The following is a 16,163-nucleotide window of genomic DNA, read 5'->3' on the forward strand; positions in this document are numbered from 1 at the left end:
GGCGGGGGGGGGGGCCCGGGGGGGCGGGGCCCCCGGCCCCCCCCCGCCCCCCCCCCCCCCCCCCGGGGGGGCCCCCGCCCGGGGGGGGGGCCCCCCCCCCCGCCCCGTCCGCGTACCCGGTGGCGCGCCGCCGTCGCCGTGCGCGGCCGCGCAGGACGGCTCGGCGGCAGGCGCTCAGCCCAGCCAGCAGCGCCGCACCCGGCCGTCGGCGATCGTGAAGTTCAGCCGGCCGGCCATGTACTCCATCGTCACCACCGCGTCGGGCGGCAGGCTGCGCACGGTCTGCCAGCCGCGGTCGTACGCCCGCTGCTCGGCCTGCCGCTGCGGGAGGCCCGGGTAGGCGTCGAGGTCGTCACGCGGGTTGGGGGCGGGGAAGGGCAGCTGCGGCTCGCCGCCGCCCGCGCCTGCGGGCTGCCCGTCGGGACGCGGGTCGTCGGGGTCCTGCTGCCGGGGGTGCGGTGAGGGCGCCATGCCTGCCACGGTAGGCCCCCGGACGGCCGTACGCCGCCTGTTGTCCTGCCGCGTCACGGATCGTGCATTTCGGTACGTCGCCGGTGTACGAATACCGGTGCCAATGAATTTCCTGTGCACACAACACCGCCACAACTTCTCCGCAATGCCCGCCGTCACCTGGTGACCGGTATGCGGGACGGATTGTGAATCGACGGGTCCGTCACCGACGGTGCCCGAAGCCGCGGCTCTTTCTGGCCGCCGCCCTGCGGGCCGCGGCCGCGGCGTCGGCGACGGTCAGCAAGGACCCCGCGGCGAGGGCCGCGGTGGCCCGCAAGGCGGCCCGGGGGCGGGCCGCGGGGCTTCGGCGCGACGCCAGCAGTTCGCGGAAGATCCGCAGGTGGCGCTCGGCGACGGCCGCCGGATCGTAGTCCTCCGCGGCGGCCAGTGCGGCGCGCCCCATGGCGGCGCGGCGCTCCGGGTCCTCGATCAGGCTCAGCAGCGCGGCGGCGATGGCCGGGACGTCCCTGGGCGGCACCAGCAGCCCGGTCACCCCGTGCCTGACGATCTCCCCCGGGCCGAGCGGGCAGTCGGTGGCGACCACCGGCAGGCCCGCGCGCATCCCCTCCACGATGGTCATCCCGAAGGACTCCATGGAGGAGGTGACGGCAAGGACGGACGCCTTGGCCAGTTCGGGCTCCAGCGGGGCGGTCGGGCCCATCAGCCGCACGTGCTCGCCGAGGCCGAGCTCCTTCGTCAGCGCGGCGAGTGCCGCGCGCCGCTCGCCCTTGCCGTAGAGCCGCAGCGTCCACTCCGGGTGGGCGGCGGCCACGGTGGCGAACGCGCGGATCAGGTCGTCGTAGCGCTTTGCCTCGGCGAGCCGGCCGGCGGCCACCACGACGGGCGCCGAGCCGTCGGAGACGGCGTCACCCGCCGACGGGACACTGTTGGGCACCCCGGTCGCACGGATGCCGGGCATCCTGCGGCGGTAGGCGGCCGCGTCGGCCGCGGTGGTGGTGGTGACCGCGTCGAGGGCCGGGTAGCGGCGGCGCAGGGTCGCGGTCAGCCGGGTGGAGTGGGTGTCGAGCGTCAGGTGCTCCTGGGCGACCCGCACGATGCGGCGCGGGGCCTGCCTGGCCATGTGCACGTTGAGTCCGGGCCGGGTGCCGACCAGCACGTCGGCGTCGAGGCCGGCCAGGCACTCGCCTATCAGGGCGTCGGTGAGCTCGCTGTACTCGCCGTACTTCCGGTCGCCGCGCGGGAAGACCCTGGCCGGGCGGCCGGCCCGTGGGTCGTCGCGCAGCCGGGCCGGGTTGCCCTCGCGCAGGTCGGCCAGCGGGCGGAGCCGGATCCGCGGGTCGTAGCCGAAGGCGGGCACCTCCCGGGTGCGGAAGACCGAGAGGACCTCCACCTCGTGCTCGCCGGCCAGGGCGTTCGCCAGGTTGCAGGTGGTGCGTATGGTGCCGCCGACGCCGTAGGCGTTGTGCAGCAGAAAGGCTATGCGCATCGGTGCCAGGTCCCCCCTGGGCCGCGTCCCGCCCCGGTCTGCGCGCCGGGGACTGACGGACTGTCACCTTCAACCCTAAGGGACAGCCCTCCAAGTGCTGCCCCGCTTCGGCCTGCGGGCGGCCGGGAGGGGCGGGCCGGGTCAGTCGATACCGAGGACCACTCCCGGGGTCAGCAGGTCGGGGTCGGCGCCGACCGCCGACTTGTTCAGCGCGTAGAGGTGCTGCCAGCCGCCGGGCACCGCGTAGTCGGCGGCGATGGCGACCAGCGTCTCGCCGCTCCGCACGGTGTGCACGATGTGCACGGTGTGGGTGTGGTCGCTCAGCCCGAGCCGCTTGGAGCACACCGGCCAGGCGCTCCAGCCCTGGACCCGCAGCACCCGCTCGGCGATGGCGATCTGCTGCTCCGGGGTGGCCAGGTCGGCGCGTCGCGCGTACTTCAGGCCGCCGAACAGTTCCCACGTCGGCTGCCAGAACTGGAGCCCGCCGTAGAAGCTGTTGCCGGTGTCGATGTGCCAGTCACCGCTGCTCTCGCACATCGCGAGGTCGTCCCAGATGGAGCGCGTCGGCCGCACCGCCTCGGCCCGTGCGGGGCGGTCGGCGGGAGGGCCGGACGCCGCGTGGGCGGCCGCGGGGCGCTCGGGCGCGCTCTGTGCGGCCTCGGCGGGCTGGGTGATCAGCGGCAGCAGGGCCGCGGTGCCGAGCCCGGCGAGCACGGCAGCACGGAGCCGTCGCGGAAAATGACGACAAGACGATTTCTCGCTCATCGGCCCACGCTAAGCATGCGCTCCCCCGCGGTTCCGCCCGGCACGCCCCGCCCCCCGCCGTGCCGCACCCGTTCGGCCCACAGCCGGCCCCCCGGCCTGCGGGCCGCCAACCCGCGGCGCGGCAGACCGTGACCCCCGGCGCGGACCGGCCGTTGTCACAGTGCGCCGGGGCAGGCCCGGCCGAACGGACCAAGGAGACTCCCGTGGCGCCCCTGCTCGACGTGAGCGACGAGGTACGAGCCGAGATCGGCGAGGAGGAGACGCAGCGGCTCCTCGCCGGGGACAACGCCCCGGGCACATACGACTGCACGTCCTGCCGCACCCCCGGGGACACCGGGCAGGAGCGGACGAGCACCGTGCTCTTCGTCGGCGACGAGACCGCAGTACTGGCGTTCGCCCACGCCGCATGCATCCCCTCCCAGGTCGTACCGGTCGCGGAGGAGCAGTTGCAGGGTGCCGTACGGAGCATCTCGGGCGACGAGGAAGCGGCGGCCCCGCCCCCCGCCCGGATGCCCGCACCCGCGGCGGGTGCCGCGCCCGGGCCGGAGCCGGCCCCGCGGCAGGCGGTGCTCGGCATCACCTGCGGGCTGATCATCGTCCAGGAGACGCTGCGCCCCGCGCTGGTGATCGAGCCGACAGGGCCGGTCGCCCGGGTCGGCGCCACCGGCGGCGGCGACGACTTCCTGCCGCTGCTCATCGAGCAGGGCTTCATGCCGCAGCTCGACCTGGAGGCCCCGCCGTCGCCGCTGGCGGGCTGGTCGGTGCTGCTCGCGATGGGCAAGCTGCACGCGGTGCTCCAGCCGGCGACCGGCGGCGCGCCCGCGAGCGCGTGGTGGCAGGCGCACCAGCCGCTCCAGGTCAGCGACGGGTGGCGGGCCGCGGCCGGCCGCTCGAACTCGGTGTACGTCTACGCGGGCCCGGCCGGCTCCATCGGGCGGCAGTCCCGCGAGGACCTCATGCGCGACGCCCTCGCCAAGGCCTGCGCCAGGGGCCAGCTGGTCGGGGCGACCATGCCCCTCGCCGGCACCTGACCCCTGCCGGGTGGGGTACGTGCCTTCGCCCGGCGGTGACCCCGCCCCGCCTCGGACGGCACCCTCCACCGCCTGGCGGCCCGGCACGAACCGAACAGCCCCTTCCGGCCGGTGCCGACCCGCATCGACCGGAGGGGGCTTGTCGCGCGCTTCCCCGCGCCCCCAAGGGCTCGGCCCCACCGCTGAGGGCAAGCGTCCACCCGGCGCGGGGAACGGCGCGAGCAGCCCCCCGTGTACGGGGACGCCCGCCCAGGAGGAGGGGGAGGTCATGGCACTCAGCGGAGCGGAAGTTCAGTCGTGCGGCCCACATCCTGCGGGAATGCCGTGTCGTTGGCAGTTGTGTGCAGACCTTTGACGCCTCCTCCCGGTCCCCCTTCCAGCGCTACATCCCGTCGATGCGCAGCGCGCAGGACGCCTCCGGAGGCGGTGGCACGGGCACGCCGATCTACGACGCCCTCTACAGCGAATACCGCCGGCTCTTCCGTACCCTGCCGGGCGACCGCACGGGCGAGGAGTCGCTGGAGTACAACGGCTTCTCCTCCTGGCACTCCGACTTCCCGTCGGCGTCGGGCGGACGGCATCGTGGAACCGGCCCGGCGGCACTGCCGCCGGGCCGGTCCGACAACCGGATGAACGAGCGCTGAGCCCGGTTACTTCTTGCGGCCGCGCTTCTCGCGGACCCGGACCGACACCTGGATCGGGGTGCCGGCAAAGCCGAACTCCTCGCGCAGCCGGCGCTCGATGAAGCGCCGGTAGCCCGCCTCCAGGAAGCCGGAGGCGAACAGGACGAAGCGCGGCGGCTTGGTGCCCGCCTGGGTGCCGAACAGGATGCGCGGCTGCTTGCCGCCGCGTACCGGGTGCGGGTGGGCGGCGACGATCTCGCCGAGGAAGGCGTTGAGCCTGCCGGTCGGCACCCGGGTCTCCCAGCCCGCCAGCGCGGTCTCGATCGCGGGGACGAGCTTTTCCATGTGCCGCCCGGTGCGGGCGGAGACGTTGACCCGCGGTGCCCACTGCACCTGGACGAGGTCCCGCTCGATCTCGCGCTCCAGGTAGTAGCGGCGCTCCTCGTCCAGCAGGTCCCACTTGTTGTAGGCGATGACGACCGCACGGCCCGCCTCGACCGCCATCGAGATGATCCGGGTGTCCTGCTCGGCGAGCGTCTCGGCGACGTCGACCAGGATCACCGCGACCTCGGCCTTCTCCAGCGCGGCGGCGGTACGCAGCGAGGCATAGTAGTCGGCGCCCTCGGTGAGGTGGACCCGGCGGCGGATACCCGCGGTGTCGATGAACTTCCAGGTGATCCCGCCGAGCTCGATCAGCTCGTCGACCGGGTCGCGGGTGGTGCCGGCCATCTCGTTGACGACCACCCGGTCCTCACCGGCGATCTTGTTCAGCATGGAGGACTTGCCGACGTTGGGCCGGCCGATCAGGGCGATCCTGCGCGGGCCGCCGACGACGTCGCCGTACGTCATGGCGGGCGCCTCGGGGAGTACGTCGAGGATCGCGTCCAGCAGGTCGCCGGTGCCGCGCCCGTGCAGCGAGGAGACCGGGAAGGGCTCGCCGAGGCCCAGGTTCCACAGCGCCGAGGCGTCCGCCTCGCCGGAGGGCCCGTCGACCTTGTTGGCGGCCAGGACGACCGGCTTGCCGGCCCTGCGCAGCAGCTTGACGACGGCCTCGTCGGTGTCGGTGGCCCCGACGGTGGAGTCCACCACGAAGACCACCGCGTCGGCAGCCTCGATGGCGAACTCGGCCTGCGCGGCGACCGAGGCGTCGATGCCCAGGACGTCCTGCTCCCAGCCGCCGGTGTCGACGATCTTGAAGCGGCGGCCGTTCCAGTTCGCCTCGTAGGTGACACGGTCGCGGGTGACGCCCGGCTTGTCCTCGACGACCGCCTCACGGCGGCCGATGATCCGGTTGACCAGAGTCGACTTGCCGACGTTCGGCCGGCCGACGACGGCGAGCACCGGCAGCGGGCCGTGGCCCGCCTCCGCGAGGTCGTCGGCGACCTCTTCGAGGTCGAAGCCCTCCTCGGCGGCGAGCTCCATGAACTCGGCGTATTCGGCGTCGCCGAGCGCGCCGGTCTCGCCGTGCTGGTCGTGCTGGTCCATTGGTCTCTCCGTCGGTCAACAGTGGTGCGCGCGGCACCGTTCGGCATCAGCCGGTGCGGTGCAGCGGCGGTGGTTCAGCGGCCGGTGGCCCGCCGGGCCTCGGCCATGTGTGCGGTCAGCCGGTCCTGGATGCGCAGGGTCGCGGCGTCCAGCGCGCCGCGGGTACGCCGCCCGCTGCCGTCGCCCGCGGCGAAGGGCTCGCCGTAGACGACATCGATCCTGCTGCGCAGCGGCGGCAGCGCGGACACCAGGCGGCCCTTGCGGGCGCTGCCCAGCACCGCGACCGGCACGATGGGCGCGCCCGAGCGCAGCGCGAAGTACGCGAGGCCGGCCCGCAGCTGGGCGAACTCGGTGCCGCCGCGGGTGCCCTCGGGGAATATCCCGAGCACACCGCCCTGCTCCAGCACCCCGAGCGCGTGGGCGATCGCGGTGCGATCCGCGCTCGACCGGTCGACCTCGATCTGGCCGATGGCCCGCAGGAACGGGTCGAGCGGCCCGACGAAGGCCTCCTTCTTCACCAGGAAGTGCAGCGGCCGCGGCGAGGTGCCGATGAGCATCGGTCCGTCGATGTTGTGCGCGTGGTTGCCCGCCAGGATCAGCGGGCCCCGCGCCGGGATGCGCCAGGCGCCGAGCACGCGGGGGCGCCACAGGCCGTTCATCAGGCCGATGCCGATACCGCGGGCGACGGCCGCGCCGCGCGGGCTGGGCAGCGCGGGGGCCTCCTGGTGGAGCTCGGTGGTCACCTGACGGTCGCCCGCTTCTCCTCGACCAGGGCGACCACGCGGTCCACGACCTGGTCGAGGGTCAGCTCCGAGGTGTCGACCTCGACGGCGTCGGCGGCCCTGGCGAGCGGGGAGGTCTTGCGGCCGGAGTCGGCGGCGTCCCGCTTGGTCAGCGCCTCCTGGGTGGCGGCAAGGCTCACCGCGCCCATCAGCTCGGTGCTGCGCCGGGCGGCGCGGACCTCGGCGGAGGCGGTGAGGAAGATCTTGGCTGTCGCGTCGGGCAGGACGGTGGTGCCGATGTCGCGGCCCTCGACCACTATGCCCGCGGTCGCCGCGGCGGCCGCGGCACGCTGGTGCTCCACCATGCGCGCGCGGACCTCGGGGACCGCGCTGACCGCGCTGACGGCGGCGGTGACCTGCTGGGAGCGGATCGGCACGCTCACGTCCACGCCGTCGACGCTGATCTGGGGGTCGAGCGGGTCGGTTCCGGACACGATGGCCGCCTTGCCCGCGCTGTCCGCGACGGCGTCAGGGTCGTCGACGTCGATGCCGTTGGTCAGCATCCACCAGGTGATGGCCCGGTACTGTGCGCCGGTGTCCAGGTAGCTGAGCCCGAGCTTGGCGGCGACCGCCTTGGAGGTGCTGGACTTGCCTGTGCCGGAGGGGCCGTCGATGGCGACGATCACCGGGTTGTCCACAGCGGGAGGCCTTCCTCGTGTGCCACCCGGCTGGGCGCCGGGCCATTCCACCTAGATTACCGGGCAATCGCAGGCCCCCGGTCCCCCGGCCGCGGGGTGCGCATCCCGGCGGCCGCGCCCGGTACCCGGGCCGGTCGCACGGTTCCGGCCCGGAGGCGTGCGGGGCGCTGTGCCCTTCGGCGCGTGCCCGGTCACCGCGGGGACGGGTGTCAGGGCCGGAGGGACCAGGCGCGCTCGCGGAGGGCGGCGGCCAGGACGGGGGCCGAGCGCGGCTCGACGAAGAGCTGGGCCAGGCCGGCCTGCTGGGCCGTGCTGTGCTCGATGCGGACGTCCTCGATGTTCACACCTGCGGCGCCGGCGTCGGCGAAGAGCCTGGCCAGCTCGCCGGGCTGGTCGCCGATGAGGACGGCGACGACCTCGTACGCCTTGGGGGCGGCCCCGTGCTTGCCCGGGACCCTGGCCCGGCCTGCCTTGCCGCGGCGCAGGACGTCCTCGACGGCCGCGGCGCCCTCGTGCCGCTTCGCCTCGTCGGCGCTCTGCAGCGCCCGCAGCGCCTCGACCGTGCTGCCGAGGTCGGCGGCGAGGTCGGCGAGGACGTCGGCGACCGGGCCGGGATTGGCGGCGAGGATGTCCATCCACATCGCCGGCTCGGAGCCGGCGATCCTGGTCACGTCGAGGACGCCCTGACCGCACAGCCGCACCGCGCCGTCCTCCGCCTTCTCCAGCCGGGCGGCGACCATGCTCGACACCAGCTGCGGGGTGTGCGAGACCAGCGCGACGGCCCGGTCGTGGGCGTCGGCGTCCATGACCACGGGGACGGCCCGGCACAGGGCGACGAGCTCGAGTGCGAGGTTGAGCACATCGGTGTCGGTGGCGGGGGTCGGGGTGAGCACCCAGGGGCGCCCGTCGAAGAGGTCGGCGGTGGCGGCCAGCGGTCCCGAGCGCTCGCGGCCGGCCATCGGGTGGGTGCCGAGGTAGGCGGACAGGTCGCAGCCGAGTGCTTCCAGGTCGCGGCGCGGACCGCCCTTGACGCTGGCCACGTCGAGGTATCCGCGGCCCAGGCCCCGGGCCATCGCGTCGGCGAGGGTGGCCGCGACATGCGCGGGCGGCACGGCGACGATCACCAGGTCGACGGTTTCGTCCGACGGTACGGCGCTTCCCGCGCCGAGCGCCGCCGCGGTCCTCGCCGCCGAGTCGTCCAGGTCGCTGAGCCGGACGTCGACACCGCGGGCGGTGAGCGCGAGCGCGGCCGACGTACCGACGAGTCCTGCGCCGATGACGAGTGCGGTTCTCACGTGGCGGTGTCCTTGCGGAGGGGGGCGGCGGGGCGGCTGCGTAGGGCCGATGCCTCGCGGACCAGGGTAGCCAGCGCGGCCCGGTCGCGAGACCCCGGACCGTACCGCGAGACGCGCCGCGCGCTCGCCGGTCCCAGGCGTCCCGTACTCACCGTAAACCCCCTGGTCACCGTCTGAAGCAGCCAATCCCCGGCGGGCGGGCGGACCCGGTGGCGATAATCGCCACCATGCGTGAATCCCTGGGGCACGATCTGGTCCGCGCGCACACGGTCTACTCGTGTGTCACGGGCCTGCGGGCGTTCGGACTCGCCACCGAGGCCGGCGGCGACGACGTGCGCGGGGTCTACGTCGCCCCCGCTCCCCTCTTCTGGCGGTTCGACAAGCCGCCCACGCAGGTCAGCGGGCCGCGCGCCGAGGAGTTCTCCTGGGAGATCGAGCGCTTCTGCTCCCTCGCCCTGCGCGCCAACCCCCCGGTGCTCGAGTGCCTGCACTCCCCGCTGGTCGAGCGCCTGGACGCCACCGGGCGGGAGCTGCTCGGCCTGCGGGACGCGTTCTTGTCCCGCAGGGTCGAGGCCGGCTTCCGGGGCCACGCCGCCCGGCATCTCGGCCGGATCGAGGCGGACATCCGCAGCCACGGCGAGCCGCACTGGATGCACGCCACGCACCTGCTGCGGCTGCTGATCAGCTGCCGCGACCTGCTGCGCACCGGCACCCTGGCCGTCCACGTCGGCGACCGGCGGGACGACCTGCTGGCGGTGCGGCGCGGCGAGCGCGGCTGGGAGGAGGTACGCGGCTGGATACGGACGCTGCACGAGGAGACGGCAGCGGCCGCCGCCCGTACCCCGCTGCCCGAGGAGCCGGACCGGGCCCGGGTGGAGGACTTCCTCGTCCGGGTCCGCCGGGCGTCGGCGGGACCTGCGCAGGTCCCGGTGCCGGCCGCGGGCACCGCCCACCGCTTACCTGGCAGCCCCTAGCCGGTGCTAGAGGTCGACCTCCTGCATCAGCATGCCGACCTCGGTGTTGGTCAGCCGGCGCAGCCACCCGGACTTCTGGTCGCCCAGCGGGATCGGCCCGAAGCTGGTGCGCACCAGCTTGTCGACCGGGAAGCCCGCCTCGGCGAGCATCCGCCGCACGATGTGCTTGCGGCCCTCGTGCAGGGTGACCTCGACCAGGTAGTTCTTGCCGGTGTTCTGCACGATCCTGAAGTGGTCGGCCCTGGCCCAGCCGTCTTCCAGCTCGATACCGCTCTTGAGCTGCTTGCCCAGGTCGCGCGGCAGCGGGCCCTGGATCGCGGCGAGGTAGGTCTTCTGCACGCCGTAGCGGGGGTGGGTCAGCCGGTGGGCCAGCTCGCCGTGGTTGGTGAGCAGGATCAGGCCCTCCGTCTCGGTGTCGAGCCGGCCGACGTGGAAGAGCCGGGTCTCCCGGTTGGTGACGTAGTCGCCGAGGCACTGCCGGCCATCGGGGTCCTCCATGGTGGAGACGACCCCTGCGGGCTTGTTCAGCGCGAAGAACAGATACGACTGGGTGGCCACGGTGAGCCCGTCGACCTTGACCTCGTCGTGCTCGGTGTCGACCCGCAGGCCCTGCTCGGTGACGATCCGCCCGTTGACCTCGACGCGGTGCTGCTCGATCAGCTCCTCGCACGCCCGCCGGGACCCCATACCCGCCCTGGCCAGCACCTTCTGCAGCCGCTCGCCCTCCTGCTCGGCGCCGGGGAAGGTCTTGGGCAGGTTCAGCTTGGGCTTGCTGTGCCGCTGCCGGTTGCGCTCCTCGATCTGTGCGTCCAGCTCGCGCGGCCTGGCCGGGGCCGGGCCGCGGCCGCGGTTCCCGGTCGGCTTGTTGCTGCCGGGCTTGGTGCGGGGCATGCCGCCGGGCTTGTTCGCACCGGACTGGCCGGTGCTGCCGACGTCGTAGCGGCGCTCCTCGGGGCGGGGCTTGCTGGGCCGCTGCGGGGGGCCGTCGGCCCGTCCCTGCGCGTCCCCGCGCCGCGGGGCGTCGCCGCCGCGGCCGGAGCCGCCCCCGGAACCACGTCCGGGGGTACCCCCACCTCTGCGGTCCGAGCCACCACCCCTGGGGTTACGGTCGCCGCTGCCGCTGTTCCTGTCGCTGCTTCGCATCAAGTTTCCGTATTCGCAATGGTCGATGGCTCGTCCGGCGCATCCGGATCGAACGACGGCAGCCCCTCCTGGGACTCCGCCTCGACCGCGTCCGCCTCCGGCAGGAACGGGGCGAGCTCGGGCAGCTCGTCAAGGCTGCGCAGGCCCATGCGTTCCAGGAAGTAGTTCGTCGTCCTGTACAGGATCGCACCTGTCTCGGGTTCCGTCCCACCTTCGACCACCAGCCCCCGCTGGAGCAGGGTCCGCATGACGCCGTCGCAGTTGACCCCGCGCACCGCCGAGACCCGGGAACGGCTGACCGGCTGCCGGTAGGCGACCACCGCCAGCGTCTCCAGCGCGGCCTGGGTGAGCCGCGCGTGCTGGCCGTCGAGGACGAACTTCTCCACCGCGGGCGCGAAGTCGGGCCGGGTGTAGAAACGCCAGCCGCCGGCCACAAGGCGCAGGTCGAAGCCCCTGCCCTCGCGTGTGTAGTCGTCGGACAGCTCGCGCAGCGCCTTGCCGACGGCCCGGCGGGGGCGTTCGAGCACCTTGGCGAGCTGCTCCTCCGTGGCCGGTTCGTCCACCACCATCAGGACCGCTTCGAGAGCGGGTTTCAGCTCCAGCTCCGCTGTCGCCGCGCCGAGCGATCCGGTCGGCGCGGACTGCTGTTCCGGCAGTTCGAGTCCCGCGGTGAGATCCGCCACGTCGGTCATCGTTGCTCTCCGTTCCGGCCCTTGGCGGGCTTGGCCGCGGCTTCCTGGTCGAATTCGTCGGTCACCAGCGGGGCGTCAGGCGGCTCCTCGCCACCTGTCCAGCGGACCAGCAGCTCGCCCAGCGCCTCCTCCTGGTCCAGTGCGACCGCCTTCTCCCGGTACAGCTCCAGCAGCGCGAGGAAGCGCGCCACCACGGTCAGCGTGTCCGGGGCGTCCGCGGTGAGGTCGCCGAAGCTGGCGGTGCCCCGCTCCCGCAGCAGCGCGATCACCTGCTCAGCCTGCTCCCGCACGCTGACCAGGGGGGCGTGGATGTGGTCCACGTACACCTGGGGCCGCGGCCGGGGCTGCATCGCCTTCACCGCGAGCTGCGCGAAACGCTCGGGGCCGATGCTCAGCACCACCTCGGGCAGGAGCTCCGCGTGCTGCGGTTCCAGACCCACAGTGCGCGGGTGGTGCAGCGCCTCCCGCGCCAACCGGTCGGCGAAGATCCCGGCGATCTGCTTGTAGGCACGGTATTGCAGCAGCCGGGCGAAGAGCAGGTCGCGGGCCTCCAGCAGGGCGAGGTCCGCCTCGTCCTCGACTTCGGCGGCGGGCAGCAGCCGGGCCGCCTTGAGATCGAGCAGCGTGGCCGCGACCACCAGGAACTCGGTGGTCTGGTCGAGGTCCCAGTCCGGGCCCATCGCCTGGAGGTGCGCCATGAACTCGTTGGTGACCTTGGACAGCGCGACCTCGGTGACGTCCAGCTTGTGCTTGGAGATCAGCTGCAGCAGCAGGTCGAAGGGCCCCTCGAAGTTGGCCAGCCGCACGGTGAAGCGCCCGTCGGCCGCCTCCTCCACGGGCGCCGCCCCACCGGCGGCCCCCACCGCGCCATGCTCCGGTACGCCGGGGGACACCCCTTCCGGCCCGCCGGCCGGTACGCCTTCCCGCACGTCCCCGGCGGCGTCTTCCGGCCCGGCGGCAGGCACCTCTTCCCGCACGTCCGCGGCGGCGTCCTCGGGGCCGCCGGCCAATACGCCTTCCCGCACGTCTCCGGCGGCGCCTTCCGGCCCGGCGGCAGGCACCCCTTCCCGCACGTCCCCGGCGGCGTCCTCCGGCCCGGCGGCCGGTACGTCTCGCGGCGGGTCGGCCGGGCCGCCTTGCGGCACCACGGCGGGTACGTCCACCGCCCCGCCTGCACCCGCGTCCGCCCCCACGGCCTGCGGCACCTCCGCGGGTGCCGCCTCCGCCGCGGGTTCGGGAATCGCGGCCTGGGCCGCCTCCGGTGCGGGGTCGCCGGACCGCGGTCCCGGCAAGGCCGAGGCGCCGCGGCCGAGGCGGCGGCGCGGGCGGTCGGGGTCGTCGGTCGAGGTGGTCGGCATCGCGGTCCAGAGTGCGGGGGCGGGATAGGCAGGCTATCTCCCCCGGGGACGGCTTCCGCGGGGACTCAGCGTCCGCGCAGCCGGCGTACGAGAATGCTGGCGTCGCCGCGCGACTCCAGATCGGCGAGCACCACGGCGACCGCCTCGCGGACGATCCGGCCGCGGTCGATGGCCAGGCCGTGCTCGCCGCGCAGCACCAGCCGGGCGTGCTCCAGGTCCATCAGCTCCTCGGCCGACACGTAGACGGTGATCTTCTCGTCGTGCCGCTCGCGCCCGCTGGGGCGGCGGTTCTGCCGGGGGGCCTTGCGGCGGGCCCCCTGCTGCGGCTGGGGTGCCTGCTGCGGCGGCTGTGCGCTGACCGGTGGCGCCACCGCGTGCTGTGCCGCCCCCGCGGGGGCGTACGGCTGCTGCGCCGGCACGTGCGCCTGCGGGGGCGCGGAGGCGGCCGTGCCGTTGACCGTGCCCGTACCGGTGGTGCCGGCGGCACCCGGTTGACGGCGGCTCTGCGGGATGTCGCGGCCTCCGTGCTCCGCCGCGCCGTCCCGGTCCTCGCCGCGCTCCCGGCCGTCGTCGGACGTGTCCGGGTCGCCCTCCGCCTCGCCGTCCTGGCCGGGCCGCAGCCGCGTGTCGCCCTGCGGCTCACGCGGCTCGCCGGCGCCGGTGTGCTGCTGCGGCTGCTGCCGGGGCTGCGGTGCCTGGAGCGCCGCACCCCCGGTGGTCCGGAACAGCTCGTCGGCGCCCGGCAGGGTCACTCGGCGTGGCACCGGGCGAGCACCTCCCTGGCGAGTTGGCGATAGGCGGCGGCGCCGACGGAGTTGGAGGCGTAGGTGGTGATGGGCTCGCCGGCCACGGTGGTCTCGGGGAAGCGGACGGTCCTGCCGATGACGGTGTGGAAGACGTGCTCGTCGAAGGCCTCGACCACGCGGGCCAGCACCTCGCGGCTGTGCACGGTCCGCGAGTCGTACATGGTGGCGAGGATGCCGTCGAGTTCGAGCTCCGGGTTGAGCCGCTCGCGGACCTTCTCGATGGTCTCGGTGAGCAGGGCGACCCCGCGCAGCGCGAAGAACTCGCATTCGAGCGGCACGATCACCGAGTGCGCCGCGGTGAGCGCGTTCACGGTGAGCAGGCCGAGCGAGGGCTGGCAGTCGATCACGATGTAGTCGTAGTCGGCCATCAGCGGCTTGAGGGCGCGCTGCAGGGTCGACTCCCTGGCCACCTCGCTGACCAGCTGGACCTCGGCGGCCGACAGGTCGATGTTGCTCGGCAGCAGGTCCATGCCCGGCACCGCGGTCTTGAGCAACACCTCGTCCGCCGCCAGCCCGCGTTCCATCAGCAGGTTGTAGACGGTGATGTCGAGTTCCATCGGGTTGACGCCGAGTCCGACGGACAGCGCTCCCTGCGGGTCGAAGTCGACGAGCAGCACCCGGCGGCCGTATTCGGCCAGCGCGGCACCCAGGTTGATGGTCGAGGTGGTCTTGCCGACCCCGCCCTTCTGGTTGCACATCGCGACGATCTTCGCCGGGCCGTGGTCGGTGAGCGGGTTGGGGATCGGGAAGTAGGGCAGCGGACGGCCGGTGGGGCCCACGCGTTCGCGGCGCTGGCGGGCCGCGTCGGGTGCGAGGGTGGCGGCGTACTCCGGATCGGGTTCGTACTCCGCGTCGGGGTCGTAGAACTGGCCGTCCTGCAGGTCGTTGTCGTCGTTGTAAGGCGCCATGGCGTAAGCAGGTTGCGTCTCTGTGGTCGTCTCGGCTCTGCGCGACTCGAAGGTGCGGACCGCAACGGAACCGACGGTCATTCCTGGTTGACCACCCCCGGGAGCAAATGTCGACTCATTCACAAGTCGTCTTACCTCCTTGGTGACCAGGAAACTTCTAGACAGGTCAGCGTGACTACAGCCGACGATTCGCGACTCTATGGCGTGTCGGTGGTTCACAGCAACACAATCCGCCGGACACGGCACGATGTGTCGGCAACCGAACACCCGGCTGTCAAGGGCGTAAGCACGCGAACGGCCGGGTCCTGAAGCGGCAAGACCCGGCCGGAGGTGCAGTGTTGACACCGTGGCCACCGCACGGTGGCACCGCGTGCCGCTATCAGCCAAGCAGTGTGCGCAGTTCGACCGGGTCGAGTCCGTGCGCGTCGGCGACCGGACCGTAAACGACCTGTCCCTCATGGGTGTTGAGGCCGAGCGCGAGCGCCGGGTCGCGGCGCAGCGCCTCGCGCCAGCCGCGGTCGGCCAGTTCGACGACGTACGGCAGGGTGGCGTTGGTCAGCGCGTACGTCGAGGTGTTGGGCACCGCGCCCGGCATGTTGGCGACGCAGTAGAAGACCGACTCGTGGACGGTGAAGGTCGGCTCCGCGTGTGTGGTGGGCCGCGAGTCCTCGAAGCAGCCGCCCTGGTCGATGGCGATGTCGACGAGCACCGCGCCGGGCTTCATCCGGGACACCAGCTCGTTGGTGACCAGCTTGGGCGCCTTGGCACCCGGGATCAGCACCGCGCCGACCACCAGGTCGGCGTCCAGCACGGCCTGCTCGAGGGCGAGCGCGTTGGACGCGATGGTCTGCACCCGGTTGCCGAACACCTTGTCGGCCTCGCGCAGCTTGTTGACGTCCTTGTCCAGCAGGGTGACGTGGAAGCCCAGGCCGAGCGCGATGGTGGTGGCGTGCCAGCCGGAGACCCCGGCGCCGATGACGACGGCCCGCCCTGACCGCACACCCGGCACCCCGCCGGGCAGCACGCCGCGGCCGCCCGCCGAGCGCATCAGGTGGTAGGCGCCGACCTGCGGGGCCAGCCGTCCCGCGACCTCGGACATCGGGGCGAGCAGCGGCAGCCGCCGGTCGGCGGTCTCGACCGTCTCGTACGCGATGGCCGTGGTGCCGGACTCCAGCAGCGCGTCGGTGCACTCGCGGGACGCCGCGAGGTGCAGGTAGGTGAAGAGGGTCTGGTCCTTGCGCAGCCGGTGGTATTCCTCGGCGACGGGCTCCTTGACCTTGAGCAGCAGATCGGCGGCGGCCCACACCTCGTCGGCGCTGCCGAGGATGGCCGCGCCCGCGGCCGTGTACTCCGCGTCGGGGATGGACGAGCCGCGGCCCGCGCCCTCCTCGACGACGACCTGGTGTCCGCCTCGTACGAGCTCGTGCACGCCGGCCGGGGTGATGGCCACGCGGAACTCGTTGTTCTTGACCTCGCGGGGGATGCCCACCTTCACGTCGATCACGGTCCTTGCATCAGGGATAACCGGCAGGGATGTCCTGACATGGTGCAGGTAGGCACGACACGTCGGACCTGACCGCGTTGTGCGCGGCGCTGTCCATTCTAGTGAAGGAGGAGCTGCTGTCCAGCCTTACAAAGTGGACGGTTCTCTGCGAACTGTTGGCAGTTTCGTAGGCTGGTGAGGCGATGTGCCAAGCATGGGCCGG

16 protein-coding genes are annotated in these 16,163 nt (G+C 73.5%); 3 read left to right on the top strand and 13 right to left on the bottom strand.

From position 1 onward, the window contains the following. Window positions 1-174 precede the first annotated feature (174 nt). The 3 genes from ACGFMP_RS12460 to ACGFMP_RS12470 all read right to left on the bottom strand — a co-directional run bounded on the left by ACGFMP_RS12460 (window position 175) and on the right by ACGFMP_RS12470 (window position 2,722). On the bottom strand, window positions 175-471 hold the full coding sequence (locus ACGFMP_RS12460) for a proteinase inhibitor I78 (protein WP_393672082.1): 297 nt from the start codon (window positions 469-471) through the stop codon (window positions 175-177). A 202-nt stretch (window positions 472-673) separates the two neighbouring features. After that, on the bottom strand, window positions 674-1,957 hold the full coding sequence (locus ACGFMP_RS12465; RefSeq protein WP_393672083.1) for a glycosyltransferase: 1,284 nt from the start codon (window positions 1,955-1,957) through the stop codon (window positions 674-676). A gap of 141 nt (window positions 1,958-2,098) precedes the next feature. Next, on the bottom strand, window positions 2,099-2,722 hold the full coding sequence (locus ACGFMP_RS12470) for a transglycosylase family protein (protein ID WP_393672084.1): 624 nt from the start codon (window positions 2,720-2,722) through the stop codon (window positions 2,099-2,101). Between the two features lie 203 nt (window positions 2,723-2,925). On the opposite strand from ACGFMP_RS12470, the gene ACGFMP_RS12475 reads away from it, so the two are divergent. Further along, window positions 2,926-3,753 carry a hypothetical protein gene (locus ACGFMP_RS12475; RefSeq protein WP_393672085.1) on the top strand — a complete coding sequence of 276 codons (828 nt, stop codon included), beginning with the start codon at window positions 2,926-2,928 and terminating at the stop codon, window positions 3,751-3,753. 341 nt (window positions 3,754-4,094) lie between these two features. Next, window positions 4,095-4,397 (top strand): hypothetical protein, encoded by a 303-nt coding sequence (locus tag ACGFMP_RS12480; RefSeq protein ID WP_393672087.1) that lies wholly within the window; start codon window positions 4,095-4,097, stop codon window positions 4,395-4,397. 6 nt (window positions 4,398-4,403) lie between these two features. On the opposite strand, the gene der is transcribed toward ACGFMP_RS12480, so the two are convergent. The 4 genes from der to ACGFMP_RS12500 all read right to left on the bottom strand — a co-directional run bounded on the left by der (window position 4,404) and on the right by ACGFMP_RS12500 (window position 8,576). After that, window positions 4,404-5,861 (bottom strand): ribosome biogenesis GTPase Der, encoded by a 1,458-nt coding sequence (der, locus tag ACGFMP_RS12485; RefSeq protein WP_393672089.1) that lies wholly within the window; start codon window positions 5,859-5,861, stop codon window positions 4,404-4,406. A gap of 74 nt (window positions 5,862-5,935) precedes the next feature. Then, a complete protein-coding gene (locus ACGFMP_RS12490; RefSeq protein ID WP_393672163.1) occupies window positions 5,936-6,520 on the bottom strand; it encodes a lysophospholipid acyltransferase family protein in 585 nt (194 codons plus the stop codon). Window positions 6,521-6,600: 80 nt separating this feature from the next. Continuing rightward, the gene (gene cmk, locus ACGFMP_RS12495) at window positions 6,601-7,281 is read right to left on the bottom strand and encodes a (d)CMP kinase (protein ID WP_393672090.1); all 681 of its coding nucleotides are present in this window, start codon (window positions 7,279-7,281) and stop codon (window positions 6,601-6,603) included. Window positions 7,282-7,490: 209 nt separating this feature from the next. Beyond that, window positions 7,491-8,576 carry a prephenate dehydrogenase gene (locus ACGFMP_RS12500; RefSeq protein WP_393672092.1) on the bottom strand — a complete coding sequence of 362 codons (1,086 nt, stop codon included), beginning with the start codon at window positions 8,574-8,576 and terminating at the stop codon, window positions 7,491-7,493. A gap of 227 nt (window positions 8,577-8,803) precedes the next feature. Here ACGFMP_RS12500 and ACGFMP_RS12505 point away from each other — a divergent pair, with 227 nt between their 5' ends. After that, window positions 8,804-9,550 (top strand): DNA polymerase beta superfamily protein, encoded by a 747-nt coding sequence (locus tag ACGFMP_RS12505; RefSeq protein ID WP_393672093.1) that lies wholly within the window; start codon window positions 8,804-8,806, stop codon window positions 9,548-9,550. A 6-nt stretch (window positions 9,551-9,556) separates the two neighbouring features. On the opposite strand, the gene ACGFMP_RS12510 is transcribed toward ACGFMP_RS12505, so the two are convergent. From ACGFMP_RS12510 to ald, 6 genes are all read right to left on the bottom strand, one after another. After that, window positions 9,557-10,693, bottom strand: a complete 1,137-nt coding sequence (locus ACGFMP_RS12510; protein WP_393672095.1) for a pseudouridine synthase — start codon at window positions 10,691-10,693, stop codon at window positions 9,557-9,559. Further along, window positions 10,693-11,385 carry an SMC-Scp complex subunit ScpB gene (gene scpB / locus ACGFMP_RS12515; protein WP_393672096.1) on the bottom strand — a complete coding sequence of 231 codons (693 nt, stop codon included), beginning with the start codon at window positions 11,383-11,385 and terminating at the stop codon, window positions 10,693-10,695. Before scpB ends, ACGFMP_RS12510 begins: the two co-directional genes overlap by 1 nt. Next, window positions 11,382-12,743 carry a segregation/condensation protein A gene (locus ACGFMP_RS12520; RefSeq protein ID WP_393672097.1) on the bottom strand — a complete coding sequence of 454 codons (1,362 nt, stop codon included), beginning with the start codon at window positions 12,741-12,743 and terminating at the stop codon, window positions 11,382-11,384. Before ACGFMP_RS12520 ends, scpB begins: the two co-directional genes overlap by 4 nt. Window positions 12,744-12,808: 65 nt before the next feature. Next, the gene (locus tag ACGFMP_RS12525; protein WP_393672098.1) at window positions 12,809-13,507 is read right to left on the bottom strand and encodes a hypothetical protein; all 699 of its coding nucleotides are present in this window, start codon (window positions 13,505-13,507) and stop codon (window positions 12,809-12,811) included. Further along, window positions 13,492-14,457 (bottom strand): ParA family protein, encoded by a 966-nt coding sequence (locus ACGFMP_RS12530; protein ID WP_393672164.1) that lies wholly within the window; start codon window positions 14,455-14,457, stop codon window positions 13,492-13,494. The genes ACGFMP_RS12525 and ACGFMP_RS12530 overlap by 16 nt, the downstream gene beginning before the upstream one ends. A gap of 379 nt (window positions 14,458-14,836) precedes the next feature. Continuing rightward, window positions 14,837-15,952, bottom strand: coding sequence for an alanine dehydrogenase (gene ald, locus ACGFMP_RS12535; protein WP_393672166.1), 1,116 nt, complete (start codon window positions 15,950-15,952; stop codon window positions 14,837-14,839). Window positions 15,953-16,163: the final 211 nt, after the last annotated feature.

Source organism: Streptomyces sp. NPDC049040 (assembly GCF_043197715.1).
Lineage (GTDB): Bacteria > Actinomycetota > Actinomycetes > Streptomycetales > Streptomycetaceae > Actinacidiphila.